We start from the raw sequence: 23115 nt of genomic DNA, 5'->3' as shown, positions 1-23115 counted from the left end.
ACTGAAGACGTGACATGAGCCGGGTGCAATGCCAGTGGGCCTGCTAACCTGAAGGGCATCTTTCGGCGCTTCATCGTTGATTATCAGGAGAGAATCATGGATCAGACCCGTATCGAAAAGGACAGCATGGGCGAGCTGGAAGTGCCGATGGAGGCACTTTACGGCGCGCAGACGCAACGGGCCATCAATAACTTTCCGGTCAGCGGACACCCCATGCCGGCGTCCTTTATTGCCGCCGTGGCGCGGGTCAAAAGGGCGGCCGCCGAGGTCAACATGGATCTTGGCCTGCTTGATGAAGGGCGGGCGCTGTCCATCGTCAAGGCGGCCGACGCGATCATCCGCGGTGAGCACGTCGATCAGTTTCCAATTGATATCTATCAGACCGGGTCTGGCACCTCGACCAACATGAACGTCAACGAGGTGATTTCGCATCTGGCCTCGCGGGACGATCTCGACATCGGGCCCAATGACCATGTGAACATGGGTCAGAGCAGCAATGACACCATTCCAACCGCGCTGCATGTCTCGATTGCCATGGAGCTCAACGAGAAGCTGCTGCCGACGCTGCGCTATCTGCAAAAGACCATCGAGGACAAGGCATCGACACTTGATGACGTGATCAAGACCGGCCGAACGCACCTGATGGATGCCATGCCGGTGCGCATGAGCCAGGAACTGGGCGGCTGGGCCAGTCAGGTCGCGCAGTCCATCGAGCGTCTTGAAAATGGCCTGACGCGCATGTTGCGACTGGCCCAGGGTGGCACGGCCGTGGGCAGCGGTATCAATGCCCATGCGGAATTTGCCGAGCGCTTTGCCAAACGCCTTTCCGAGCAGACCGGGCTTGCCTTTACGCCGGCAGACAGCTTCTTTGCGGCGCTGGGCTCGCAGGACGCCACGGTAGAAATGTCCGGTCACCTCAAGGCCTATGCCTGCGCACTGATGAAAATCAGCAACGATCTACGCTGGATGAATTCCGGGCCACTGGCCGGCCTTGGCGAAATTGAACTGGAAGCTCTCCAGCCGGGCAGTTCAATAATGCCGGGCAAGGTCAATCCGGTGATTCCGGAGGCGGCGGCTCAGGTAGCGGCTCAGGTCATCGGCAACGATGCGGCGGTCACCGTGGGGGGACAGTCAGGCAACTTCCAGCTTAATGTCATGCTGCCGCTGATGGCGCACAACGTGTTGAGTTCGATCTCGCTTTTAAATAACGTCTCCCTGCTGATGGCGGACAAGGCCATCAGAAGCTTCAATGTTCGTCGTGACAATGTCGAGTCGCCGCTGGCGCGCAATCCGGTACTGGTCACCGCGCTCAACCCGGTGATCGGCTACAACGAAGCGGCGCGTGTGGCCAAAAAGGCCTATCAGGAAGGTCGTCCAATCATCGAAGTGGCCGAGGAAGAGACCGAACTTTCCCGCGAAGAGCTTGAACGTTATCTCGACCCTGCGCAGCTGACACGTGGGGGCATCCAGGAGTAGGGTTCAGTGCGTCAGGACATGCAACAAAAAAGGGCCCCGAAAGGGGCCCTTTTGTATGCTGCCATTCATCTGGTGTCATGCAGGTTTAGTGCGTCAGAGCATGATCCGGAGAAGGCGTGCCGACCGGCTCGCTCATGTCGTCTGCGCTGGTGTCCATGCGACCCGTCACGTATTCCTGCAGGTGCTTGCGCTGAGATTCATTTAGACGCACATCCATTTTGGTACGACGCCAGAGAATATCGTCGACCTGTGTGGCCCACTCGTGATCGATCAGGTAGTCCACTTCGGCACGGGTCAGCCCGGCACCGAAATCCTCCCCCAGCCCGGCCTCGTCGGTGACGCCCTCGAGGAACTTCTCGCACAGCGTGCCGTAGCTCGAGGCAAATCGAGCAGCGCGCAGTTCACCCAAAAAAGGATACTGCGTCAGCAGCTTGCGGGTATAGGCCTCGCGGGAATCGATGTTGCCACCCGGTAGCGGACGCTTGTCGGTCCAGGGCTTGCCCATGCTCGGGAACCAGGGCTCGATTTTCTCCATGGCGGATTCGGACAGACGGCGAAAGGTCGTAATCTTGCCGCCAAAGACCGACAGCATCGGTGCGCCGGTATCATCCAGCGAGAGCGTATAGTCACGCGTCATCGCGGAAGGATCATCGGACTCGTCATCACACAGCGGGCGTACGCCGGAGTAGCTGGTGACCACGTCATCGCGGGTCAGCTGCTCCTTGAAGTGCGCATTGACGACATTGAGGATGTAATCGGTCTCTTCATCGCTGATGGTGATATGGGTCGGATCACCCTCGTAGTTCTGATCTGTTGTCCCGATCAGGCTGTAGTCATTTTGCCAGGGGAGGACAAAGACGATGCGCTTGTCCTCGTTTTGCAGGATGAAGGCGCGGTCATCACCATTGATGCGGCGGGTAATGATATGACTGCCCTTGATCATGTTGATGCCGTAGCGCGACTTGCGCTGGGTGCTGCCCTTGATGAAAGACTCTACCCACGGGCCGGCGGCGTTGATCAGCGCTTTGGCACGGCGCACCAGCTGCTCGCCGGTACGGGTGTTTTCCAGCGTGATCTCCCAGATGCCATCCTTTTCCACGGCGCTGATGCAGCGCGTGCGCACCAGAATTTCGCCACCCTGCTCCTGCGCCTGCAGGGCATTGAGCACGACCAGACGAGCATCGTCGACCCAGCAGTCGGAATATTCAAAGCCACGCTTGATGTCAGGCTTGAGCGCGCTTGAACCGTCAAATTTCAGCGACTTCGAGCCGGGCAGTGTGGCGCGCGGGCTCAGATGGTCATACAGGAAAAGACCGGCGCGCAGCATCCAGGCCGGCCGCAGGTGCTGGCGGTGCGGCAGGATAAAACGCAGCGGCCAGATAATATGCGGCGCTTTGGCAAGCAGGACTTCACGCTCGTGAAGTGCTTCGCGAACCAGACGAAACTCCTTGTGTTCCAGATAGCGCAGTCCGCCATGAATCAGCTTGCTGGAAGCCGAGGAGGTGGCACTGGCAAGGTCGGCCTGTTCACATAGCCCGATGCTCAGACCGCGGCCGGCAGCATCGTTGGCAATACCGGTGCCATTGATACCCCCACCGATGATGAAAAGGTCCAGAACGGGAGTGTTCGCTGAAGAAGTCTTGTCGGAAGTCATGCGCCTGCCTTGCGCGTCTGCGCCGGATTAAGGAATTGGGAACGCGGTAACCATACCATCACGAATGTTCGAATGTGAACATATGACATGTTCAAAAGAACATCAAGGGATCGGTGATTGTCTGATGCAATCGGCATGATCAGCTTTTCGTTCGGTCGATGACCTTCCTTTCAGACGACCTTTTTCAAAAGCACTGCTCCAAAAATCCTGTTTCACGGGCACGGCTTTGGTTCAGGGACATATATTGAGGGCAATGTCCTGTTCGCTCAGCAGCTTGCAGATACCGGCGGGTGGCTCCTGGTCGGTAAACAGGGCATGAATCTGGTTAAGATGTCCCAGACGTACCACGGCGTTGCGTGAAAACTTGGAGTGGTCGGCGGCCAGATAGACCTGACGCGAGTTGCTGATGATGGCCTGGGCGACTCTGACCTCCTGATAGTCAAAATCGAGCAGGGCACCGTCCTCATCAATGCTGCTGATGCCGATGATGCCGAAATCGACCTTGAACTGATTGATGAAGTCTACCGTGGCCTCGCCGATGATGCCGCCATCGCGCGAGCGTACGGTGCCGCCTGCCACAATGACGTTGAAGTCCTCGCGATGCTGAAGCGTGGCGGCAACGTTGAGGTTGTTGGTAATGATTTCCAGCCCCCGATGGTTGAGCAGCGCCTCGGCGATCAATTCGGTACTGGTACCGATATTTATGAAAAGTGAACTCTGATCCGGGATATGTTCTGCCAGTGAGCGGGCAATGCGCGCCTTGGCATCGTGATTGATCAACTTGCGCGCGCTATAGGCCGTATTGACCGTGCTGGATTCCAGCAGACCGGCACCACCATGAACGCGTCGTATCACCTGTTCATCGGCCAGCACCTTGAGATCGCGCCGGATGGTCTGTGGTGTGACATCAAAGTGATGCGCCAGCTGCTCGATGGTCGCATAGCCCTGACGCTTGACCATGTCAGCGATGGTGTTGTGGCGTTCCTGCTGGGTCATGTGGTGTCCTTTCCGCAAGCTTTCCGAGGCTGATTCGTGTCGTCAAGGTATCCCTCGCCCTTCTGCTCGGCAATAGGTGTTTTCGTACGGTTTTCACTTGATGTTTGCCATGTTCATCTGGCAACAAAATTTTTGGAATATTGCACCTTTTTGAGCTTTTAAATCCTTTTGCAAGGCTTGTAAGACTAAGGTTTAAAGGGGTTTAAACCATTTATAATCAAATGCTTGAAATTGTTTTGATGGAAAGTCAGAAACGGCACATCGTTTTTTTAAATGATTACTATAGGATGCTCGGAAAGCAACACAGCTATACCTAATGTTTAAAAACCAACGCTATTCCGGGGTAAAAAAATGGGTATTATCGAAACCATCCTGGTTCACGAAATCGCCGGCACGGCCATTTTGACACTGCTGGGGTGCGGTGTGGTGGCCAACGTGCTGTTGAACAAGACCAATGGTCATGGCAGTGACGGTATCGTCATCTTTTTCGGCTGGGGTCTGGCAGTCTTCGCAGCCGTCTATGTTGCCTTTGACACCGGCGCCCATATCAATCCGGCCGTTACCATTGCTTTACTCATCGGGCCGGCGAAGCAATATGCTGAAGGTATCCCGATCACATTTGCCACCACGGTTGCCTATCTTGTGGCTGAATTCATTGGTGCCTTCGTCGGCGCTGTGGTGTGCTATCTGGCTTACAAGAAGCAGTACGATGAGACCGAAGATGCCGGTGCCATCCTTGCCACGTTTTCGACCGGACCGACCATCAAGTCCTATGGCTGGAATATGGTGACCGAGATCATCGGGACATTCGTACTGATCTTTGTGATCATCATGTTTGGAAATACGCCCAGCGGCCTTGGGCCCCTTGCAGTGGCGCTGCTGGTAGTATCGATCGGTGCGTCACTGGGTGGGCCGACCGGATACGCCATTAACCCGGCGCGCGATCTTGGTCCGCGCATCGCGCACGCCGTGCTGCCCATCAAAAACAAGGGCAGCAACAATTGGGGCTACGCGCTGGTGCCGGTGATTGGTCCGATCATTGGTAGTGTTCTGGCTGCTCTGGCTGCCCACATCTATTAAGTCATTATCGGTTTCATACCTCCGCTCGTCTTCAATCGAGGAGTCAATACTCATGAGTCATCAGAAAAAGTACATTCTCGCAATCGATCAGGGAACGACCAGTTCACGCTCGATGCTGTTTGATCATGAAGGTCGTGTCGCCGGTATCGCCCAGCGCGAGTTCGAGCAGATCTTTCCGCGTCCGGGCTGGGTCGAGCACAATCCGCGCGAGATCATGACCAGCGTATTGACCACGCTGGCCGAGGTCATCAATAACTCGGAAGTTGATGTCCGCGAGATTGCCTCGATCGGTATCACCAATCAGCGCGAAACCACCGTTATCTGGGACAAGAAAACCGGGCACGCCGTTTACAACGCCATCGTCTGGCAGTCACGCCATTCGGCTGAAATCTGTGACGAGCTGCGTGATGCCGGGCATGAAGACATGATCCGTGACAAGACGGGTCTGGTCATCGATGCCTACTTCTCTGCCACCAAGCTGAAGTGGATCTTCGACAATGTTGAAGGCGTCAGGGAGAAGGCCGAAAGAGGTGAACTGCTGTTCGGCACCATTGATACCTGGCTGGTCTGGAATCTGACCGGCGGGGAAGTACATGTGACCGATGTGAGCAACGCCTCACGCACGATGCTGTTCAACATTCGTGAGCGCAAGTGGGACCCCGAACTGCTGGCGCTGTTTGGCGTGCCCGAGAGCATGCTGCCCGAGGTGAAGTCCAACAGCGAAGTGTACGGCCATGTGCTGCCGAAGTACCTGTTTGGCCACGAAGTGCCGATTGCCGGCATGGCGGGCGATCAGAACGCTGCGCTGTTTGGTCAGGCCTGCTTCAAGCCCGGTATGGCCAAGAACACTTACGGCACCGGCTGCTTTACGCTGATGAATACCGGTACTGAAGCAACGCCTTCCGAAAATGGCTTGCTGACGACCGTTGCCTGGGAAGTGGAAGGCAAGCTGGAGTACGCACTGGAAGGCAGCGTTTTCGTCGCGGGCTCGGTGATTCAATGGCTGCGTGACGGTCTGAGGATGCTGGGTCGTGCGTCTGATTCTGAAGCCTACGCCGAACGTGCCGGCAGCAATGACGGCGTTTATATGGTGCCGGCATTCACCGGTCTTGGTGCGCCCTACTGGAACTCCAACGTGCGTGGAGCGATGTTCGGCCTGACGCGTGGCACGACCAAGGAGCATTTCATTCGTGCCGCGGTCGAGTCGCTGGCCTATCAAAGTGCTGATGTTCTGCATGCCATGCAAAACGATGCCAATATCGCGCTGACCGAACTGCGTACCGATGGTGGCGCCATCTCCAACAATTTCCTCGCCCAGTTCCAGGCCGATATTCTTGGGGTTGATGTGCTGCGCTGTGAGGTTAACGAAACCACGGCGCTGGGTGCTGCTTACCTCGCCGGTCTGGCGGTCGGTTTCTGGAAGTCGCGTGACGAGATCGCCGAGTACTGGGCTCTGGAGCGCAAGTTCGAACCGACCATGAGCGAGAAGCAGCGCGACGAGCTTTATGACGGCTGGAAGCAGGCCGTTGAGGCCACCATGGGGTTCCGCGTCGAGTCGTGATCGTGGCAAAACGCCGCTGAGACAAGGCCCGGGCCTGCTGATGTCATATCGGCAGGCCCGGTTTTTTTAAGGCGCTGACTGTCAGTGGCTGTAGTAAAAGGTCTTGACGGCTGCAGAGCATAGGTAAACAGGCGACTGATGCATGCAAAGACATGTTTTATAACAATACAGTGGCGTAAACGGTTGCGCTCGAACAGAAAATAAGTACAATAGCGCAGCGTTGAAACGGCACTTGTATGCCATTGAAGCAGGACCGTAGCTCAGTTGGTTAGAGCGCCACGTTGACATCGTGGAGGTCAGCGGTTCAAATCCGCTCGGTCCTACCATTGCTTCAGGTATAAACGCAGGCTTTTTTGACACGTATCGATTTGCAGGACCGTAGCTCAGTTGGTTAGAGCGCCACGTTGACATCGTGGAGGTCAGCGGTTCAAATCCGCTCGGTCCTACCAGAATATTAAAAACCCGCCACGGTCTCCGTGGCGGGTTTTTTTGCTGTTTGTTATGCGTAGGCGCTTCTGGAGCGGGGCGTCAATTACACCCGGTCGGGCAGGTCGGTCTGTTCGATCAGTACCTGGCACAGCGCTTCAATCCCTTCCTGATCCTCAATGCCGAAGCGACCGGGCAGCGGGCTGTCCAGATCCAGCACGCCCCAGAGCCTGTCACCAATGCTCAGCGGGACAACCAGTTCCGAGCGCGACGCGGCGTCGCAGGCAATATGGCCGGGGAAGGCGTGCACGTCTTCCACCCGCTGGGTTTCTGCCGTGCGTGCTGCCGCACCACAGACCCCGTCTTCGAATCCGATGGGATTGCAGGCCGGCTGTCCCTGAAAGGGGCCAAGGCGCAAAACACGCTCTTCCCGCTGTATATAAAAGCCTGCCCAGTTCAGATCGGGAACCTGTTGGAAAATAAAGGCGGCCATCTGTGCGGTGTTGGTCACCCAGTCCCGGGTGTCGAGCAGTGCCATCAGCTGGCGCTTGAGCATGGCGTAATCGGTCGTGGGTCGTGTGTTGCTCATGAATCGTCTCACTGCATGGATAAAAAAAGGGCCGGCACAGGCCGGCCCCGATCAGCAATATGGGGGCTTACTGGTTTTTTTCCCAGCCGGCGATGGCGCCACCCTTGAAAAGCTCATCCGCCTTGTCGACGACCTGCTGGCTCTGGAAGGCGTCCACGAGGTGCTGGATCTTCTCGCTGTTCTGATCGCCCTGGCGCACCACGATGAGGTTAACGTAGGGAGAGTCGCCATCTTCAACGATCAGCGCCTGATCAACGGTCATGTCGGCGGCAACCGAGTAGGTGCTGTTGATAAAGGCCATATCGACATCCGGCAGGGCGCGCGTGAGCTGGGCGGCGTCGAGTTCGCGCAACTGATAGTTGTGCGGGTTTTCGGTGATGTCGTCCGGCGTGGCTGTCGGGCTCTGCGGGTCGCGCAGTTCGATCAGGTTTTCACGGGCCAGCAGCAGCAGGGCACGTGCTTCATTTGAAGGGTCGTTGGGCACCGCGATGGTGGCGCCGTCCGGCAGCTCGTCAATGCTCTTGTACTTGTCGGAGTAGGCGCCAATCGGATACACGAAGGTCTTGCCTGCGGCGACAAAATCAAAGCCGCGATCCGCCATCATGCTGTCCAGGTAGGGCTGGTGCTGATAGGCGTTGGCATCGATGCTGCCATCATCAAGCGCGGCATTGGGAGAGACGTAATCGTTGAATTCGGTGATTTCAACGTCGAGTCCGTACTTGTCCTTTGCCACTTCCGCGGCGGTTTCCATCAGGGCCGTTTCAGGGCCTGCCATGGTACCGACGCGGACGGTGTTTTCATCGTCGCTCTGGTTGCCACAGCCGGCGATCATGACGCTGGCGCTCAGTGCCAGGGCAGTGCCCAGCCCCTTGGGTGAAATTCTCATGCGTTATCTCCTTGCAATGAATTCGACAGGAGTGCTGTCGACAGGGTTTGATGCGCCGTTATCAGCGCCTGTGATGTTGTCGTTATTGTTTTGAAGACGTTGTTTCAGGGGGTTTGCCTAGCGATGACGACTGCGATGCACAAAAAAATCGCCCAGCATCTGAACGCCCTGCACCATGATCACCATGATCAGCACGGTGACCAGCATGACCATGGGGTTGTAGCGGGAATAGCCGTAGTTGTAGGCCACGGCCCCCAGACCGCCGGCACCGATAGCTCCTGCCATGGCGCTGTAGCCAATCAGCGCAATAATGGTAATGGTGGCGGCCGTGATCAGCCCGCCTCTCGCTTCGGGTAACAGAACACGGGTGATGATCTGCCAAGGGGTGGCGCCCATTGATTCTGCTGCCTCGATCAGGCCATGAGGAACCTCATTGAGGGCGCCCTCCACCAGGCGGGCGACAAAGGGGATGGCGGCAATGCTCAGTGGTACCAGCGCGGCAGTGGTGCCGATATAGGAGCCCACCAGCCAGCGGGTAAAGGGGGCCAGAGCCAGCATCAGGATGATAAAGGGTACAGAGCGGCCGACGTTGACGATCAGACTGATGACGCGGTTGAGTACCGGCATGGCCATGATGCGGTTTTCACGGGTGACGTAGAGCGCCACGCCCATGATGATGCCCAGCGCAATGCCAATTAGGCCGCTGCAGATGACCAGATAAAAGGTGTCAATCACGGCATCGAGAATACGATCAATCATGGCGCTGGACATGGCCAAGTACCTCCGTTTGAACGTCAAGCGTGTGTAGATGGTCCATGGCGGCGCCCAGCGTGTCCCGGCCGCCGTCGAATTCCGCGATCATCAGCCCCAGAGTGCGGCCCTGAATGTTTTCAACGCGCGCCTGCAGGATTCGCAGTCGAATCCCGAAGTGCTGTTCCAGATGCGTCATCAGTTCGCTGGACAGGGCCTGGCCACGAAAGACAAGACGTACGACCGGCAGGCCGGTGTCTTTGGAGCTGTCTGACATGCGCTGTAAAAGCGTATTTGACGGCGCCAGCTGCAGGAAATCGTTAAGAAACACCCTGCCTTCCTCGGTGGCGGGGCGAGTGAAGAAATCGCCTACCGGGGCCGTTTCTACCAGTGCGCCGCCACTGATCAGGGCGACCTGATCACAGATCGTTCTGACCACTTCCATTTCATGGGTAATCAGGAGGATGGTGAGTCCCAGCCGCTGATTGATGTCTCTTAACAGCGCCAGGATGGCGCTGGTGGTCTGAGGGTCGAGCGCCGAGGTGGCTTCATCGCACAGCAGAGCCTGCGGATTGCTTGCCAGTGCCCGGGCAATGGCCACACGCTGCTTCTGTCCGCCGGAGAGCGCGGCGGGATAGGCGCTGGCCCGTTCGTTGAGACCGGTCAGTTCCAGAAGTTCGTCGATGCGTTGATCAATCTCGCGGCGCGGGGTGCCGATCAGCTCAAGGGGCAGGCCGATATTGCCTCGTACGGTGCGTGATTCCAGCAGATTGAAGTGCTGAAAGATCATGCCGATGCCGTGACGCGCCTTTCGCAGCTCAGTCTTGTTCATGGTCGTCAGCTCCTGACCGGCCACGAATACTCGCCCCCGGGTAGGTCGCTCCAGCAGATTGACGCATCGAATCAGGGTGCTCTTGCCGGCACCGGAAACGCCGATGACACCAGTGATGCTGCCGGCAGCCACTTCAAGGTTGACGTCCTTGAGTGCCGTCACGGCTTTGGCGCCCTGACCGTACACTCGGGTCACATTTTCAAGTCGAATCATCGGATTGGAATGTCTTAAATACAGTTGGGTCGTGTACCACCGGGCGCGTACCTGACGTGGTGAGTGTGTTCGTCGTGAAAAGTGCGCTGGGCACAAGGCGCGCCAGTATACTTGATCCAGCGCGCGCACGCGTCATAAGTACCCGATAGTGCCGCTATATGGGCAGCGCATCGATCCGGCCGGGGCAGGTTGGGCCCGCAGGGTATGAGGCAGGGCCGGGTGACAGCGCGCCCCGAACAGGCGAATATGGTCATTTTTAGCAATCGAAGAGGCCATCATGTTTACCGGTATCGTACAGGGCATGGCCCGGATGGTAGCTATCGAACGCCTGGAAGGGCTCAATCGTCATGTGATTGACCTGCCCGAACCCTTGCTGAAGGGGCTGGCCCACGGCGCGTCGGTCGCCCATAACGGCTGCTGTCTGAGTGTGACAGGCATTGAAGGGTCGCTCGTCAGCTTTGATCTCATGCGGGAAACGCTGGCGCTGACCAACCTGGGGGTGCTTGAGGTTGGAGATTACGTGAATGTGGAGCGGGCTGCGCGGCTGGGGGATGAGGTTGGTGGCCACGCCATGTCAGGACATGTGATGTGTATGGCCACGCTCATCTCCCGTGAGGATGCGCCCAATAACTGCCGGCTCTGGTTCGAGCTGCCGCAGCAGTGGGCAAGGTTTTTGTTCGACAAGGGGTACATCGGGGTCGATGGCATCAGCCTGACCATCGGTGAAGTGCAGGACAACCGGTTTTGCGTCAACCTGATTCCCGATACGCTTGCGCGTACCGTGATCGGAACTCGGGAAATCGGTGAGGGCGTCAATATCGAAATTGACCCTCAAACTCAGACCATTGTCGAGACCGTTGAGCGTGTTCTGGCTACCAGAGCATGAAATTGCATGCCGATGTGGCCTGTGCGGGTCGCTTGCGCGGGCACCATTGGGTAAAATGTTCACCGTTTATATAAAACGACCGGCAATGGCCGGTCGTTTTGCATATGGGTCGACGAGAGATTGAACGTGGCGACAAGTATTTACGGCGACTATATCAAGTCGGTGATTCGTACCGTGAGGGATTGGCCGGAACCCGGTGTCAACTTTCGCGACATTACGCCGGTGCTGCAAAACAGTGCTGCTTTTCGAAAACTGATCGACAGTTTCGTCCATCGATATCAGGAACTTGATATTGATGCGATTGCGGCGATCGATGCGCGTGGCTTTATCATTGGCGCGCCACTCGCCTACGAGCTGGGCTGCAGCTTTGTGCCGGTGCGTAAAAAGGGCAAGCTTCCCTTTCGAACCATCAGCGAGACCTACAGCCTCGAGTACGGTGAGTCGACCGTGGAGCTGCATTCCGATGCCTTCCAGAAGGGCGACAGGATTCTTCTGGTGGATGACCTGATCGCCACGGGAGGCACCATGCTGGCAGCTGCCCGGCTGATCGAGCGCAGTGGCGGCATCATTGTTGAAACCGCCGCCATCATTGATCTTCCCGAACTGGGTGGCGGCGACATGATTCGTGCTGAAGGCTACAGCGTCTTCTCAGCCTGTACCTTTACCGAAGACGAATAGGCAGGGCAGACATGCGTGTCTCCCCTGACGCACAGGATATTTCAATGAGTACCGAGCGCTATCATAACCAGTTCACGATCTCATGGGATCGCCTGCACCGCGATGTACGCATGCTGTGTCATCAGCTTGTTGGCCGTGATTTCAAGGGCATTGTGGCGGTCACCCGTGGCGGTTTGATTCCGGCGGCTCTGATCGCGCGCGAGCTCGATATTCGCCTGATCGATACGGTCTGCATCAAAAGCTATGAGCACATGGAGCAAAGCGGCATCAACGTGCTCAAGGGCATCGACCACGATGGCGACGGCTGGCTTCTGGTCGATGATCTGGTCGATACCGGCAAGACGGCCGGGGCGGTACGGGAAATGCTGCCGCGCGCGCATTTCGTGACCATCTATGCCAAGCCGGAAGGCCGGCCGATGGTGGATCAGTACCTGACGGAAGTGGCGCAGGACACCTGGATCCAGTTCCCATGGGACATGGGCGTCTCCTTTGTCGAGCCGCTGGTGGATCAGCTTCGTACCCGCAAGGAGTAATCATGGCCCTGCCGCTGCCCGAGAGCTGGAATCGTTACCTTGGCGACGAGGTGGATGCGCCCTACATGCAGGCGCTGAAGGCCTTTTTGCGCCATGAAAAGGATCAGCGCAAGGTCATCTACCCGGCCTCCGAGCACTGGTTTCGTGCCTTTGAGCTGACGCCACTGGAAAGCGTCAAGGTCGTTATCCTGGGGCAGGATCCCTATCACGGCCCGGGCCAGGCGCACGGCCTGTGTTTTTCAGTACGCCCGGAAGTGGCTATTCCGCCGTCCCTTGTCAATATCTACAAGGAGCTGAAAAGCGATGATGTGGCCTTTGAGCCGGTCAACCATGGGTTTCTGGAAAGCTGGGCCCGCCAGGGTGTCCTGTTGCTCAACAGCGTATTGACCGTCGAGCGCGGTCAGGCGGCAGCACATCGCGGGCAGGGCTGGGAGGCCTTCACGGACCGTGCCATCGAAGTCATCAACGAACACTGCTCGCATGTCGTGTTTCTGCTCTGGGGCAGCTATGCCCAGAAAAAGGCGGCCTTCGTGGATCGAACGAAGCATCTGGTGCTGCACGCACCGCATCCTTCACCGCTGGCCGCGCATCGAGGCTTTTTTGGCTGTCATCACTTCTCGCAGACCAATGCCTTTCTAACGCAAAAGGGCGAGGCACCCATCGACTGGCGCCTGCCTCCTCTCGAGCAACTGCCCGACGTTTAATTGGCGTCGTGGCAATGTGTCAATATGTCCTCTATTGTCGGCACATGGATGCTTAACGCGTCTGTGTACGCCGGAGTAGAATAGGGGGCACTTGCGCTGTCCCCACGATAAAGGGGCAGCGATATTCTTCTATCAGGCCGTATACCCATCATGAATGTTCATACCATTGACCACCCTCTCGTTAAGCACAAGCTTGGACTACTGCGAGGTGCAGGGATCAGTACCAAGCACTTTCGCGAGCTGGCCAACGAGCTGTCGACCCTTTTGACCTATGAGGCCACCAAGGGACTCGAGCTGGGTGATGAGACCATCGAAGGCTGGAGCGGCAAGCCGCTGAAGGTTCAGCAGATCAAGGGCAAAAAGGTCACGGTCGTGCCGATTCTACGGGCTGGTCTTGGCATGCTTGATGGTGTCACCACGCTTTTGCCGAGTGCGCGTATCAGTGTTGTCGGGCTATACCGTAACGAAGAGACGCTGGAACCGGTCCCTTATTTCGAAAAATTTGTGCAGGATCTGGACGAGCGTCTGGCAATCGTGATTGATCCGATGCTGGCGACGGGCGGTTCCATGGCAGCGACGCTTGATATGCTCAAGGCCAAGGGCTGCCGTCAGATCAAGGTCATCGTACTGGTGGCCACGCCTGAAGGCATTGCGCGTGTCTCGCGTTCGCATCCCGAAATCGAGCTTTATACGGCAGCCGTCGATGAAGGTCTCGACAGTCAGGGCTATATCGTGCCCGGGCTTGGTGATGCCGGCGACAAGCTGTTCGGAACCCGCTAGGGGCGATCATGGATAACCGGGCATGCATTACCGGAGTGGTGCTGGCAGGCGGTCTTGGGCGGCGCATGGGTGGTGTCGACAAGGGGCTGGTCGAGCTTGCCGGTCGGTCACTGGTCAGCCATGTACTGGCATCGATCACACCACAGGTGTCGCAGGTCATGATCAATGCCAATCGCCATCAAGACGTCTATGCAGCGCTGGGTTATCCCGTCATTTCCGATCTTTTTCCGGGCAGCGCCGGGCCGTTGGCGGGGTTTCATGCCGCGCTCAAGGCCGCGTCAACACCACTGGTGCTGATGGTGCCGTGTGACACGCCGTCACTGCCCAGGACACTTGTGGCCTCACTTCAGGCGACCCTGGCAAGCCTTGATGTAGACATTGTTCATGCCAGCGATCATGAGCGTGCTCATCCCACGGTCGCGCTTTTAAAGCGCGATCTGGTTGATGATCTGGAACAGTATTTGATTGGTGGGGGGCGCAAGATTGATCAGTGGTATGCCCGTCATCCTTATGCGGCCTGTCAGTTCAACGATGCCCGGGCCTTTATCAACATCAATACACCCAATGACCGGGATGCCTTTGGCCAATGATCATGTCACAGGTCATACGGGGCCTAATCTGACCGCCGGCCGGTAACCGTGTCGTTTTACTCAGGCAGGGACCATGACGCAGCTGAGCCTTTCCGATATCGAAACCCCGCTTCTGGGCATTGCCGCCTGGAGCGGTACGGGCAAGACAACGCTGCTGGAAGCCCTGCTGCCTGCCTTGCGCGCCCGCGGTCTCAACGTGGCTGTGATCAAGCATGCCCATCACGACTTTGATGTCGATATCCCCGGCAAGGACAGCCATCGTCTAAGAAAGGCGGGGGCGGCACCGATGCTGGTGGCTTCCGGAAAGCGTTTTGCACTGATGATGGAAACGCCGGGCCAGGAGGAGCCCTGTCTGGCGACACTGCTGGACCAGGTGCTGTCGCTGTCGCCGGATCTTGTATTGATCGAAGGGTTCAAACAGTGGCCGCTGCCGAAGCTCGAGCTTTATCGTGACGCCGTGGGTAAATCCCTGCGCGCCTTTGACGATCCCTGGGTACGGGCGGTGGCCACGACCGATGAGGTGACATTGCCCTCCAATGTGGAGCGTCTGGACCTGGATGATCACGGTGCGTTGCTTGACTGGTTGGTTGCCTGGCCCGTCCGATGGCCGAGCATGGCTCAGGGGCCGCGTCATGAGTGATTGTTTTGAGATCAGCGACACACTGCTTGACGTTGACGAGATGCTGGCTCATATCCGGGCGGCTACACCGGCGCCAGTTGGTCTTGAGCGCGTAGCGCTGACACACGCTGTTGATCGGATACTCGCCGAGCCAATGGTGGCCACGCTGCCCCTGCCACGTTATACCGCCTCTGCGATGGATGGTATCGCCTTCAACGGTCAGGGCCGAACGCGCTTTAGGCTGGTCGGGGAGGCGTTGGCTGGGCATCCCTTTGATGGGGTTGTGGCACCGGGCGAGGCAGTATCGATTACAACGGGCGCGCCGCTGCCGGTCGGGTGCGATACAGTCGTCATGGCCGAGGATATTGTTGCCAGTGGAGAGGATGTCGAGCTTTTCCGACCCGATGCCGTAAGACCGGGACAAAACATTCGCCACGCTGGTGAAGAAATTGCCATCGGGGATCATGTTTTCAAGCCGGGTACCCTGTTGGGGCCGGCCCAGCTTGGTATGGCAGCCTCACTCGGCCATGAGTACCTCGAGGTGCATTGCCGCCCCAGAGTGGCTATTTTTTCCAGTGGCGACGAACTTCGACGTGCCGGCGCTGCAGATGACACGACATCCTCTCTTTTCGATGCCAATGCCTCTAGCCTTGCTGCCTGTTTAAAGCGGTGGGGGGCAGAAATTGTCATGACCGATATACTACCTGACCGTCTTGACGCGAGTGTTGCCCAGCTCTCAAGTGCCAGCAAACAGGCTGACCTGATCATTACTTCAGGCGGTGTGTCAGCCGGTCAGGCAGATCTGATCCGTGCGGCCACTCAGCAGCTCGGGCAGATAACCTCCTGGCGTGTCGCCATGCGACCCGGTAAACCGATGGCGTTTGGTCATATCCAGCAGGTGCCGTTTTTTGGGCTGCCGGGTAACCCCGTAGCCGCGTTGATTACCCTTATGCAGTTTGTGCAGCCGCTTTTTCGGCAACTGAGCGGATGGCGTCACTGGGCGCCGGTAAAATGGTACGCCATCTGTGAACAGCCCCTGAAAGGACGTCGTGGTCGGCTGGATCTTTTAAGAGGCCGCTATCATGTCGATGCGCAGGGCGTTATCAGTGTCAGTGTTCTTAAAGATCAGGGGTCGCACCGGCTGAGCTCCCTTTACGATGCCAACTGTCTTATAGAGTTGCCAGCCAGCCTGGCAGAGTGTGATACCGGCACGCCCGTGAGCATACAACCGCTTGGAGAATTGATATGACCTTGACCCACCTTAATGAAAGGGGCGAGGCCAGCATGGTCGATGTATCGGACAAGCAAAGCAGCCACCGTGAAGCTGTCGCCACCGGTCGTATCGTCATGCAGCCCGAAACATTGAAACTTCTCGCCGAGGGTGACATGCCCAAGGGGGATGTTCTGGCGACGGCACGTATTGCCGGCATTCAGGCGGCCAAGCGTACGCACGAACTGATTCCGCTGTGTCATGCGCTGATGCTTTCAAAGGTGGCAGTGGATTTTGAACTCGATACCGCCAATCACTGTGTGCGAGTGACCGCCTTTTGCCGTCTGGAAGGGCGTACCGGAGTCGAGATGGAGGCGCTCACGGCGGTCTCGGTGGCCTGCCTGACACTTTATGACATGTGCAAAGCCGTGGATCGTGGCATGGAAATCATGGATGTGCGCCTTGATCGCAAAAGCGGTGGACAGTCAGGCGTCTGGGAGAGAAAGGCACCCTCGGCAATGGACGTCAATGAATCGGTAACGGCTGAGACCGCAGCGCTGAATACGTTAGATAACACGAATGAAAGGCCTGTTGAAATACGTTTCTTTGCCGAGTTAAGAGAGCGGCTTGGCATCGAAAAATTGAGTGTTTTACCAGGGCATCTATCGTCTCCTACACTGATGGGATTAAAGGAGTGGATAAGGTCGCAGGTTGAGGCACCTCAGGTGCTTGATCAGCCTCGCTTACTCTGTGCGGTCAACCATGACATGGTGCAGGGAGATGTCACGATCAATCCCGGCGATGAGGTTGCCTTTTTCCCGCCCGTTACCGGAGGCTGATCATGATCGTCAGAAAGGATGCATGATTACGATACAGTACGAACCCTTCGATATTGGTAATCTTCACAAGCGTCTTTCACAGGGTGGGCATGCAACCGGCGCCGTGGTCAGTTTTGTCGGCCGTGTACGAGACTTCAATGAATCGCCGGAAGTCACGGCGCTGACGCTTGAGCATTACCCTGGCATGACCGAAAGGGCGCTGGAGAGCGTTGTCGAGCGTGCACGCAGTCGCTGGCAGGTCAATGATGTGATTATCGTTCATCGTATCGGTTACATGACCCCTGGAGACGATATTGTGGCAGTGCTTGTGAGTACACCGCATCGCCATGCCGCCTTTGAAGCCTGCGCTTTTATCATGGATTTTTTAAAGACCAGTGCTCCCTTCTGGAAAAAAGAACATACCCGCAGTGGGGATTACTGGGTCAGCGAGCGTGAAAGCGATCTGGCGTCGTTGAAGCGCTGGGAGCAGCAATGAGTGAATTGATTGATGATTTTGATCGTCGTATCAAATATGTGCGCATCTCTGTAACGGACCGCTGTGATTTTCGCTGTGTCTATTGCATGGGTGAAGAGATGACGTTTCTTCCGCGTGATCAGGTGCTGTCGATCGAGGAGCTCTCGCTTGTGGCGAGAGCATTTACCGAGCTGGGCGTGGAAAAGATTCGTTTGACCGGTGGGGAGCCGCTGGTCCGTCGCAATATTGATGAGCTGGTGAGCAACATAGGTAGGCTGGAAGGTCTTCGCGACTTTACCATGACCACCAATGGCGCACAGCTGAGACGCTATGCGTCGTCACTGCGCCAATCAGGCATGCAAAGACTTAATATCAGTCTTGATTCCCTGAACCCCGAGCGATTCAGGGAGCTTACCCGGACCGGTAATCTCGATAAGGTCATCGACGGTATTCGGGCTGCAAAAGAGGCAGGCTTTGAGCGTATCAAGCTGAATGCCGTGATCCTCAAGGGGCGAAATGATGATGAGATACTGGATCTGGTCGATTTCGCTCGCGATAAAGAAGTCGATATCAGCTTTATCGAAGAAATGCCGTTGGGGAACGTTTCAGAGCACTCGCGTCAGGAAACCTTCTGTTCCAGCGATGAAGTGCGCTCAATGATTGAAACCCGATATCCGCTGCTTCATTCTGCGGAAAACTCGGGCGGGCCTTCGCGCTATTATCGCATGGCTGATAGCAATTCCCGGATCGGGTTCATTTCCCCGCATAGCCATAACTTCTGTGATAGCTGTAACAGGGTGCGCGTGACCTGTGAAGGCAGGTTGTTATTGTGCCTTGGTAATGAGCACTCCACGGATTTACGGGCCGTCATTCGGCAGTACCCGGGCGAAATTGAACCGCTGAAACAGAAAATTCGCGACTCCATGTCTCTCAAGCCACATCGCCATCATTTCACGACCGATGGAGATGTTCAGATTGTCAGGTTCATGAACATGACAGGGGGCTAGGGGATTCTGTTTTGCTGAAAAAGGGCCAACACATGTTGGCCCTTTTCTTTATGGTGAATAATTGCTAACCCTTTTTCAGGGTATATACTACTCGAGGCATATGTCTTTTATTTGGAGTGCTGGATATGTCGACAGAGACGCTGGAAAAGATTGCCCGCAACAAGAATGTGGCCAGGGCTGCAGCGCGTCAATTGAGCATGGAGCAGTTGAGCAAACTGTCCGAAATCATTGATGAGGTCATGACTCAAAAGCAGGAAGAAGAACAAAGACGCCGGCAGGAAGAAGCCAGCAAGGAACAAAAGCTTGCTGAAATTCGCGCGGCCATGACGGACGCCGGGTTATCCGTTAATGATCTGGTGGGCAACGAGCAGCCAAGAAAGCGTCGTGGTCGGCCACCCAAGGATGCCAGTGCCTGATTCTTTCCGGCTTTCCAGTAGTATCCCTGGGTGCGCATCATCTTTGCTTTAAAAGCCGTGATGGCTGCACGGCTTTTATCATGATCGCATCTCTATTCGCGCAGCGTTGTGTCAACGATATCGATCGTGATTCTGGAGGATTGTCTTAGCTGCTCTCTGAGCCAGTGATTGGCACGCTCCTCCAATAGATGAGAAAGCACTTTTGAAGAACGAGCGGTGACCCCTTCAAGCGTGATGTCCACCCAGTCTCCCAGTGTCTCTTCATCTACGAAAGTATCGACCTGGCTATCGATAAGTATTCTGCCAACGCGCTGCCACTGCTCCGTATCTGCCTGATAAATAACGGGAAGCACAATGACCGTATTGTTGTGTCGATTTGAAGGCTTTTTCGCTCGTTTACGCTGAGAAATGATGACCGGGGAAAGCGTCAGTGTGCTTTCCAGCGTCATGCGTTTGCCATTCCAGCGTAGCCACTGGCCATTAATCGGCAGGATCGAACTTTCAATACCCAGCGTGGCGGCAATCTCACAATGGGCTTTTTGATGCGCGTTTTCGCCATGCACGGGCAGAAGGTAAGAAGGCTTGACCCATTGATACATGCTGAGTAGTTCATCACGCCCAGGGTGGCCTGAAGCATGTAGTCCCGGGTGCGCCTCATCACTGTAAACATGGGCGCCTCTTTGCGTGAATGCCTGCTGCAGGCGCATCACGGCCCTTTCATTACCCGGAATGGCGCGCGAAGAAAAAATGATGCAATCACCGGGCTCGATTTCAAGTGCCGAGTGTTGATTGGCCGCCAGCCGAGAGAGGGCTGCTCGAGGCTCCCCCTGGCTGCCGGTAGCAAGTATCAGAATTTCTTCCGGAGGCAGATAGCCAATATCGGACAAGGGCACCGTATCCGGAAAATCATCCAGGTAACCGAGTTCGCGTCCCAGCCGCACCATTTTTTCCATTGCCCTGCCCAGCAGGGCAATGCGTCGGTGATGGCGCCGGGCAGCAAGCCCTGTGGCCAGAATGCGCGCCAGATTACTGGCAAAGCAGCTGACCACAATGCGTCCTTCACAGCCTCCCATGAGCTGTTCAAGGGTGGCTGCCACCTCGCTTTCGCTGTGCGAATGGTTTTCTACCATGGCATTGGTAGAGTCACCCACCACAAGATCAACCGGTGCAATGCTGGTGAAATCCTCTTCTCGTGTTTTTGCTCCCAGTACGGGGTGAGGATCAATTTTCCAGTCACCCGTATGCAGGATGCGATGGCGATCTACCTCGAGCAGTAGAGACACGCTTTCCGGTATAGAGTGAGCAACATTGATGCTTTGTATGGAAAAGGGCCCTGCATTGAAACGCGTGCCCGGCGTAAAGGTGCGGATCGCATCGGTTGCCAGACCTTGCTCAACCAGCTTTTGCCGTGCAATGCCTGCTGCCAGTGGTGTTGCATATATCGGGCAGCCAAAACGCGGCCATAGCCAGCCCAGAGCACCAAGATGGTCCTCATGCCCATGAGTAATGACAATGGCTTCAGGCTGGATGCCAAGCGTTGCGAGTGAAGAGACGTCCGGGATCTGCAAGGGGGTGTCGTGAAGGTCCTGACGCAGCGCCATACCGCAATCGACGATCAGCCATCGAGACTGAAAGCCGTAAAGCATCAGGTTCATGCCGATTTCACCACAGCCACCAAGCGGTAGTATTTCAATCTCAGAGCGGCGACGGGGACGAACTTGTACGCGTGTCTGATCCATGGCAGGTCCGGCGTTAGTTTGATATCAAACTATACGCAACGCATCATGTGGTCACAACGAACACTGCTCAAAAGCATCTGAATTCGCTACAATTCCTGTCTTTGACCGAGTAGCGTGATCCCGATGTCCCTTTGTCGTCTAGTGGTAACCTGTCCTGATCGTGTTGGTATTGTGGCGCGTGTTTCGTCGTTTATCGCCGAGCAAGGCGGTTCTATTACCGAAGCCAATCAGCACTCCGATCTGGAAACCGGGCGCTTTTTCATGCGCTATGAAGTCGAGACCCGGAACATGACTGCCGATAGCGATGCCTTTCGTCAGGCCTTTGCACGGATTGCCGAAGAGTTCGATATGCAATGGCAGTGGCGTGATGGCGAGCAACGGCGTCGGCGCCTGATGATTATGGTGTCGCGTGAGTCTCACTGTCTGGTAGATCTTCTATATCGCTGGACGGCTGGTGAGCTTGACTGTGATATCGCAGGCGTCATTTCCAATCATGACGACATGCGCAGTGTGGTCGAATGGCACGGTATCGAATATCACCATATTCCGGTGTCTGCTGATGACAAAGCACCTGCCTTTTCAGCCATGGAAAGGGTGATTGAAGACAGTCAGGCCGATACGATTGTGCTGGCACGTTACATGCAGATCATTCCGCCTTCACTGTGTGAGCGCTATAGCGGACAGATCATCAATATTCATCACAGCTTCCTGCCTTCCTTTGCTGGCGCCAGACCCTATCATCAGGCCCATACTCGTGGGGTCAAGCTGATCGGGGCGACCTGTCACTACGTGACTCAGGAGCTGGACGCCGGACCGATCATCGAGCAGGACATTCAACGCGTCACTCACTGCCATACGACCGGTGATCTGGTTCGTCTGGGAAGGGACATAGAAAAATCGGTACTGGCCCGAGGTGTGCGCTGGCACTTGCAGGACCGCGTGTTGATCGATGGTAACAAGACCGTCGTCTTTTCCTGAGAACAAGAGCAGCGACGAAGCGGGAGTAGATCAAAAAAGCCCCATCTGTCGCTGTGCATCCTCGGATACAAGTCTTACCCCCACACCAAGCAGCCTGACCGGTCGCTCTGCCCGGTGCCATGCGGTGTCAAAAAGCGGTAGAAAGCTTTCAAGTTCCGGCGTTCTCCCTGCAGTCTCCATGGTCGTGATCGAAAAATCGTCAAAACGGATCTTGACGAAAAGCTTGTTGATCGCTGGATGTTGGTGGCGAGCCATACGCTCTTCCAGACGCATGACGAGATCGGTTATTTCCTCACGACAGACAGTCATGCTGGGAAGGTCTCGATCAAACGTGGTTTCCACGCTAATCGATTTTCGCTCTCTTTCTACCTTGACTGGCCGTTCGTCTATACCACGTGCCAATTCATGTAGCCGCACGCCGAACTTCCCAAACTCTTCGAGAAGTATCGTCAGCTCAATGGCTCTCAACTCCTTGCAGGTATGGATCCCCTGGGCTTCGAGCTTTTTCGCGGTCGCCGGCCCCACGCCATGAAGTTTTGTAATGGAAAGCTGATCCAGAAAATCGCTCACCTGGTCAGGGGTGATGGTGTACAGGCCGTCAGGCTTTTGCCAGTCGCTGGCAATTTTGGCGAGAAATTTGTTGGGGGCGACGCCGACAGAGATGGTAATGCCTACACGCTCTTGTACCTGCTGCTTGAGCCATTGCGCCATCCACGTGGCACTTCCTTTCATGCGCTCGACATGGGTGACATCCAGAAAGGCTTCATCAAGAGACAGTGGCTCGATCAGTGGCGTCAACTCGCTGAATATGGTTTGCACCTGCTGCGACGCTTCCCGGTATTTGTCAAAGTCGGGGCTCAGTCGGTGTAGGTGAGGGCAAAGTCTTTGGGCATGGGCCATCGACATGGCCGAGTGTATGCCATAGTCACGAGCCGGGTAGTTGCAGGTGGCCACAACCCCCCTGCTTTCCGTTTTCCCTCCAATGACCAGTGGTATGTGTCGAAGAGAGGGGTTGTCGCGCATTTCGACCGCTGCATAGAAGCAGTCGCAGTCAGCGTGAAGTATCTTGCGCATCACAGGTCTTGGGGAAGCTATATGAGTATGCCTACTATAGCTTACTTGCACTATAAATCCTTCATGACCTCTCGACAGTGGGTCGGATTTTGAATGGCTGAAAACCATTTTCACATATAGAGTTTGACGGGTTTCAGATTTCGCC

The 23115-nt window shown here is 56.2% G+C and carries 24 protein-coding genes and 2 tRNA genes; 18 read left to right on the top strand and 8 right to left on the bottom strand.

The features are described 5' to 3' along the window. The first annotated feature begins 96 nt into the window (after positions 1-96). Positions 97-1476, top strand: a complete 1380-nt coding sequence (locus KSP9073_RS14770; RefSeq protein ID WP_108843727.1) for a class II fumarate hydratase — start codon at positions 97-99, stop codon at positions 1474-1476. 85 nt (positions 1477-1561) lie between these two features. On the opposite strand, the gene glpD is transcribed toward KSP9073_RS14770, so the two are convergent. Further along, the gene (gene glpD / locus KSP9073_RS14765) at positions 1562-3130 is read right to left on the bottom strand and encodes a glycerol-3-phosphate dehydrogenase (protein ID WP_108843726.1); all 1569 of its coding nucleotides are present in this window, start codon (positions 3128-3130) and stop codon (positions 1562-1564) included. Positions 3131-3361: 231 nt separating this feature from the next. Then, positions 3362-4126, bottom strand: a complete 765-nt coding sequence (locus tag KSP9073_RS14760; RefSeq protein WP_108843725.1) for a DeoR/GlpR family transcriptional regulator — start codon at positions 4124-4126, stop codon at positions 3362-3364. A 351-nt stretch (positions 4127-4477) separates the two neighbouring features. On the opposite strand from KSP9073_RS14760, the gene KSP9073_RS14755 reads away from it, so the two are divergent. The 4 genes from KSP9073_RS14755 to KSP9073_RS14740 all read left to right on the top strand — a co-directional run bounded on the left by KSP9073_RS14755 (position 4478) and on the right by KSP9073_RS14740 (position 7216). After that, positions 4478-5206, top strand: a complete 729-nt coding sequence (locus tag KSP9073_RS14755) for an MIP/aquaporin family protein (RefSeq protein WP_207771486.1) — start codon at positions 4478-4480, stop codon at positions 5204-5206. 52 nt (positions 5207-5258) lie between these two features. Next, on the top strand, positions 5259-6767 hold the full coding sequence (glpK, locus tag KSP9073_RS14750; protein ID WP_108843724.1) for a glycerol kinase GlpK: 1509 nt from the start codon (positions 5259-5261) through the stop codon (positions 6765-6767). 249 nt (positions 6768-7016) lie between these two features. Beyond that, positions 7017-7093 (top strand) — tRNA-Val (locus KSP9073_RS14745). Between the two features lie 46 nt (positions 7094-7139). Beyond that, positions 7140-7216: transfer RNA gene (locus KSP9073_RS14740), tRNA-Val, on the top strand. Positions 7217-7299: 83 nt separating this feature from the next. On the opposite strand, the gene KSP9073_RS14735 is transcribed toward KSP9073_RS14740, so the two are convergent. The 4 genes from KSP9073_RS14735 to KSP9073_RS14720 all read right to left on the bottom strand — a co-directional run bounded on the left by KSP9073_RS14735 (position 7300) and on the right by KSP9073_RS14720 (position 10463). After that, positions 7300-7782, bottom strand: a complete 483-nt coding sequence (locus KSP9073_RS14735; RefSeq protein ID WP_108843723.1) for a free L-methionine (R)-S-oxide reductase MsrC — start codon at positions 7780-7782, stop codon at positions 7300-7302. Positions 7783-7849: 67 nt separating this feature from the next. Then, entirely contained in the window at positions 7850-8668 is an 819-nt protein-coding gene (locus KSP9073_RS14730) for a MetQ/NlpA family ABC transporter substrate-binding protein (RefSeq protein ID WP_108843722.1), read from the bottom strand. Between the two features lie 117 nt (positions 8669-8785). Continuing rightward, entirely contained in the window at positions 8786-9439 is a 654-nt protein-coding gene (locus KSP9073_RS14725) for a methionine ABC transporter permease (RefSeq protein WP_108843721.1), read from the bottom strand. Further along, complete coding sequence (locus tag KSP9073_RS14720; RefSeq protein ID WP_108843720.1) at positions 9420-10463, bottom strand: methionine ABC transporter ATP-binding protein; 1044 nt, start codon at positions 10461-10463, stop codon at positions 9420-9422. The genes KSP9073_RS14725 and KSP9073_RS14720 overlap by 20 nt, the downstream gene beginning before the upstream one ends. Positions 10464-10740: 277 nt before the next feature. Between KSP9073_RS14720 and KSP9073_RS14715 the strand changes: the two genes are divergently transcribed. The 12 genes from KSP9073_RS14715 to KSP9073_RS14660 all read left to right on the top strand — a co-directional run bounded on the left by KSP9073_RS14715 (position 10741) and on the right by KSP9073_RS14660 (position 19179). Then, on the top strand, positions 10741-11349 hold the full coding sequence (locus KSP9073_RS14715; RefSeq protein WP_108843719.1) for a riboflavin synthase subunit alpha: 609 nt from the start codon (positions 10741-10743) through the stop codon (positions 11347-11349). Positions 11350-11475: 126 nt separating this feature from the next. After that, positions 11476-12027 (top strand): adenine phosphoribosyltransferase, encoded by a 552-nt coding sequence (locus KSP9073_RS14710; RefSeq protein WP_108843981.1) that lies wholly within the window; start codon positions 11476-11478, stop codon positions 12025-12027. A 44-nt stretch (positions 12028-12071) separates the two neighbouring features. Then, on the top strand, positions 12072-12560 hold the full coding sequence (gene gpt / locus KSP9073_RS14705; protein WP_108843718.1) for a xanthine phosphoribosyltransferase: 489 nt from the start codon (positions 12072-12074) through the stop codon (positions 12558-12560). 2 nt (positions 12561-12562) lie between these two features. Continuing rightward, positions 12563-13264, top strand: a complete 702-nt coding sequence (gene ung / locus KSP9073_RS14700) for a uracil-DNA glycosylase (RefSeq protein ID WP_207771485.1) — start codon at positions 12563-12565, stop codon at positions 13262-13264. Between the two features lie 150 nt (positions 13265-13414). Beyond that, positions 13415-14044 (top strand): uracil phosphoribosyltransferase, encoded by a 630-nt coding sequence (gene upp, locus KSP9073_RS14695; protein ID WP_108843717.1) that lies wholly within the window; start codon positions 13415-13417, stop codon positions 14042-14044. A gap of 8 nt (positions 14045-14052) precedes the next feature. Next, complete coding sequence (gene mobA, locus KSP9073_RS14690) at positions 14053-14634, top strand: molybdenum cofactor guanylyltransferase MobA (protein WP_108843716.1); 582 nt, start codon at positions 14053-14055, stop codon at positions 14632-14634. 73 nt (positions 14635-14707) lie between these two features. Beyond that, positions 14708-15274 (top strand): molybdopterin-guanine dinucleotide biosynthesis protein B, encoded by a 567-nt coding sequence (mobB, locus tag KSP9073_RS14685; RefSeq protein ID WP_108843715.1) that lies wholly within the window; start codon positions 14708-14710, stop codon positions 15272-15274. Next, a complete protein-coding gene (locus KSP9073_RS14680; protein WP_165814271.1) occupies positions 15267-16502 on the top strand; it encodes a molybdopterin molybdotransferase MoeA in 1236 nt (411 codons plus the stop codon). The genes mobB and KSP9073_RS14680 overlap by 8 nt, the downstream gene beginning before the upstream one ends. After that, entirely contained in the window at positions 16499-17302 is an 804-nt protein-coding gene (gene moaC / locus KSP9073_RS14675) for a cyclic pyranopterin monophosphate synthase MoaC (RefSeq protein WP_108843713.1), read from the top strand. Before KSP9073_RS14680 ends, moaC begins: the two co-directional genes overlap by 4 nt. Positions 17303-17324: 22 nt before the next feature. After that, positions 17325-17777, top strand: coding sequence for a molybdopterin synthase catalytic subunit MoaE (moaE, locus tag KSP9073_RS14670; RefSeq protein WP_108843712.1), 453 nt, complete (start codon positions 17325-17327; stop codon positions 17775-17777). After that, complete coding sequence (moaA, locus tag KSP9073_RS14665; RefSeq protein WP_108843711.1) at positions 17774-18763, top strand: GTP 3',8-cyclase MoaA; 990 nt, start codon at positions 17774-17776, stop codon at positions 18761-18763. Before moaE ends, moaA begins: the two co-directional genes overlap by 4 nt. A gap of 125 nt (positions 18764-18888) precedes the next feature. After that, positions 18889-19179: an H-NS family histone-like protein gene (locus tag KSP9073_RS14660; protein WP_108843979.1), complete on the top strand. Its 291-nt coding sequence runs from the start codon at positions 18889-18891 to the stop codon at positions 19177-19179. A 92-nt stretch (positions 19180-19271) separates the two neighbouring features. On the opposite strand, the gene KSP9073_RS14655 is transcribed toward KSP9073_RS14660, so the two are convergent. Beyond that, positions 19272-20918 (bottom strand): ribonuclease J, encoded by a 1647-nt coding sequence (locus tag KSP9073_RS14655; RefSeq protein ID WP_108843710.1) that lies wholly within the window; start codon positions 20916-20918, stop codon positions 19272-19274. Positions 20919-21041: 123 nt separating this feature from the next. Between KSP9073_RS14655 and purU the strand changes: the two genes are divergently transcribed. Next, the gene (gene purU / locus KSP9073_RS14650) at positions 21042-21896 is read left to right on the top strand and encodes a formyltetrahydrofolate deformylase (protein WP_108843709.1); all 855 of its coding nucleotides are present in this window, start codon (positions 21042-21044) and stop codon (positions 21894-21896) included. Between the two features lie 30 nt (positions 21897-21926). Here the strand turns inward: purU and dinB are convergent, their stop codons facing one another. Further along, entirely contained in the window at positions 21927-22970 is a 1044-nt protein-coding gene (gene dinB / locus KSP9073_RS14645; protein WP_108843708.1) for a DNA polymerase IV, read from the bottom strand. Positions 22971-23115: the final 145 nt, after the last annotated feature.

The sequence above is a fragment of the Kushneria phyllosphaerae genome, assembly GCF_900312995.1.
Taxonomy (GTDB): domain Bacteria; phylum Pseudomonadota; class Gammaproteobacteria; order Pseudomonadales; family Halomonadaceae; genus Kushneria; species Kushneria phyllosphaerae.
Note: the sequence above shows the minus strand (reverse complement) of the source record. Positions and strands in the feature narration are given on the sequence as shown.

What these genes read in the sequence shown, in the direction of transcription:
- KSP9073_RS14770 (WP_108843727.1), top strand. Translation starts at nt 97, where the DNA reads ATGGATCAGACCCGTATCGAAAAGGACAGCATGGGCGAGCTGGAAGTG.
- glpD (WP_108843726.1), bottom strand. Translation starts at nt 3,130, where the DNA reads ATGACTTCCGACAAGACTTCTTCAGCGAACACTCCCGTTCTGGACCTT.
- KSP9073_RS14760 (WP_108843725.1), bottom strand. Translation starts at nt 4,126, where the DNA reads ATGACCCAGCAGGAACGCCACAACACCATCGCTGACATGGTCAAGCGT.
- KSP9073_RS14755 (WP_207771486.1), top strand. Translation starts at nt 4,478, where the DNA reads ATGGGTATTATCGAAACCATCCTGGTTCACGAAATCGCCGGCACGGCC.
- glpK (WP_108843724.1), top strand. Translation starts at nt 5,259, where the DNA reads ATGAGTCATCAGAAAAAGTACATTCTCGCAATCGATCAGGGAACGACC.
- KSP9073_RS14735 (WP_108843723.1), bottom strand. Translation starts at nt 7,782, where the DNA reads ATGAGCAACACACGACCCACGACCGATTACGCCATGCTCAAGCGCCAG.
- KSP9073_RS14730 (WP_108843722.1), bottom strand. Translation starts at nt 8,668, where the DNA reads ATGAGAATTTCACCCAAGGGGCTGGGCACTGCCCTGGCACTGAGCGCC.
- KSP9073_RS14725 (WP_108843721.1), bottom strand. Translation starts at nt 9,439, where the DNA reads ATGTCCAGCGCCATGATTGATCGTATTCTCGATGCCGTGATTGACACC.
- KSP9073_RS14720 (WP_108843720.1), bottom strand. Translation starts at nt 10,463, where the DNA reads ATGATTCGACTTGAAAATGTGACCCGAGTGTACGGTCAGGGCGCCAAA.
- KSP9073_RS14715 (WP_108843719.1), top strand. Translation starts at nt 10,741, where the DNA reads ATGTTTACCGGTATCGTACAGGGCATGGCCCGGATGGTAGCTATCGAA.
- gpt (WP_108843718.1), top strand. Translation starts at nt 12,072, where the DNA reads ATGAGTACCGAGCGCTATCATAACCAGTTCACGATCTCATGGGATCGC.
- ung (WP_207771485.1), top strand. Translation starts at nt 12,563, where the DNA reads ATGGCCCTGCCGCTGCCCGAGAGCTGGAATCGTTACCTTGGCGACGAG.
- upp (WP_108843717.1), top strand. Translation starts at nt 13,415, where the DNA reads ATGAATGTTCATACCATTGACCACCCTCTCGTTAAGCACAAGCTTGGA.
- mobA (WP_108843716.1), top strand. Translation starts at nt 14,053, where the DNA reads ATGGATAACCGGGCATGCATTACCGGAGTGGTGCTGGCAGGCGGTCTT.
- mobB (WP_108843715.1), top strand. Translation starts at nt 14,708, where the DNA reads ATGACGCAGCTGAGCCTTTCCGATATCGAAACCCCGCTTCTGGGCATT.
- KSP9073_RS14680 (WP_165814271.1), top strand. Translation starts at nt 15,267, where the DNA reads ATGAGTGATTGTTTTGAGATCAGCGACACACTGCTTGACGTTGACGAG.
- moaC (WP_108843713.1), top strand. Translation starts at nt 16,499, where the DNA reads ATGACCTTGACCCACCTTAATGAAAGGGGCGAGGCCAGCATGGTCGAT.
- moaE (WP_108843712.1), top strand. Translation starts at nt 17,325, where the DNA reads ATGATTACGATACAGTACGAACCCTTCGATATTGGTAATCTTCACAAG.
- moaA (WP_108843711.1), top strand. Translation starts at nt 17,774, where the DNA reads ATGAGTGAATTGATTGATGATTTTGATCGTCGTATCAAATATGTGCGC.
- KSP9073_RS14660 (WP_108843979.1), top strand. Translation starts at nt 18,889, where the DNA reads ATGTCGACAGAGACGCTGGAAAAGATTGCCCGCAACAAGAATGTGGCC.
- KSP9073_RS14655 (WP_108843710.1), bottom strand. Translation starts at nt 20,918, where the DNA reads ATGGATCAGACACGCGTACAAGTTCGTCCCCGTCGCCGCTCTGAGATT.
- purU (WP_108843709.1), top strand. Translation starts at nt 21,042, where the DNA reads ATGTCCCTTTGTCGTCTAGTGGTAACCTGTCCTGATCGTGTTGGTATT.
- dinB (WP_108843708.1), bottom strand. Translation starts at nt 22,970, where the DNA reads ATGCGCAAGATACTTCACGCTGACTGCGACTGCTTCTATGCAGCGGTC.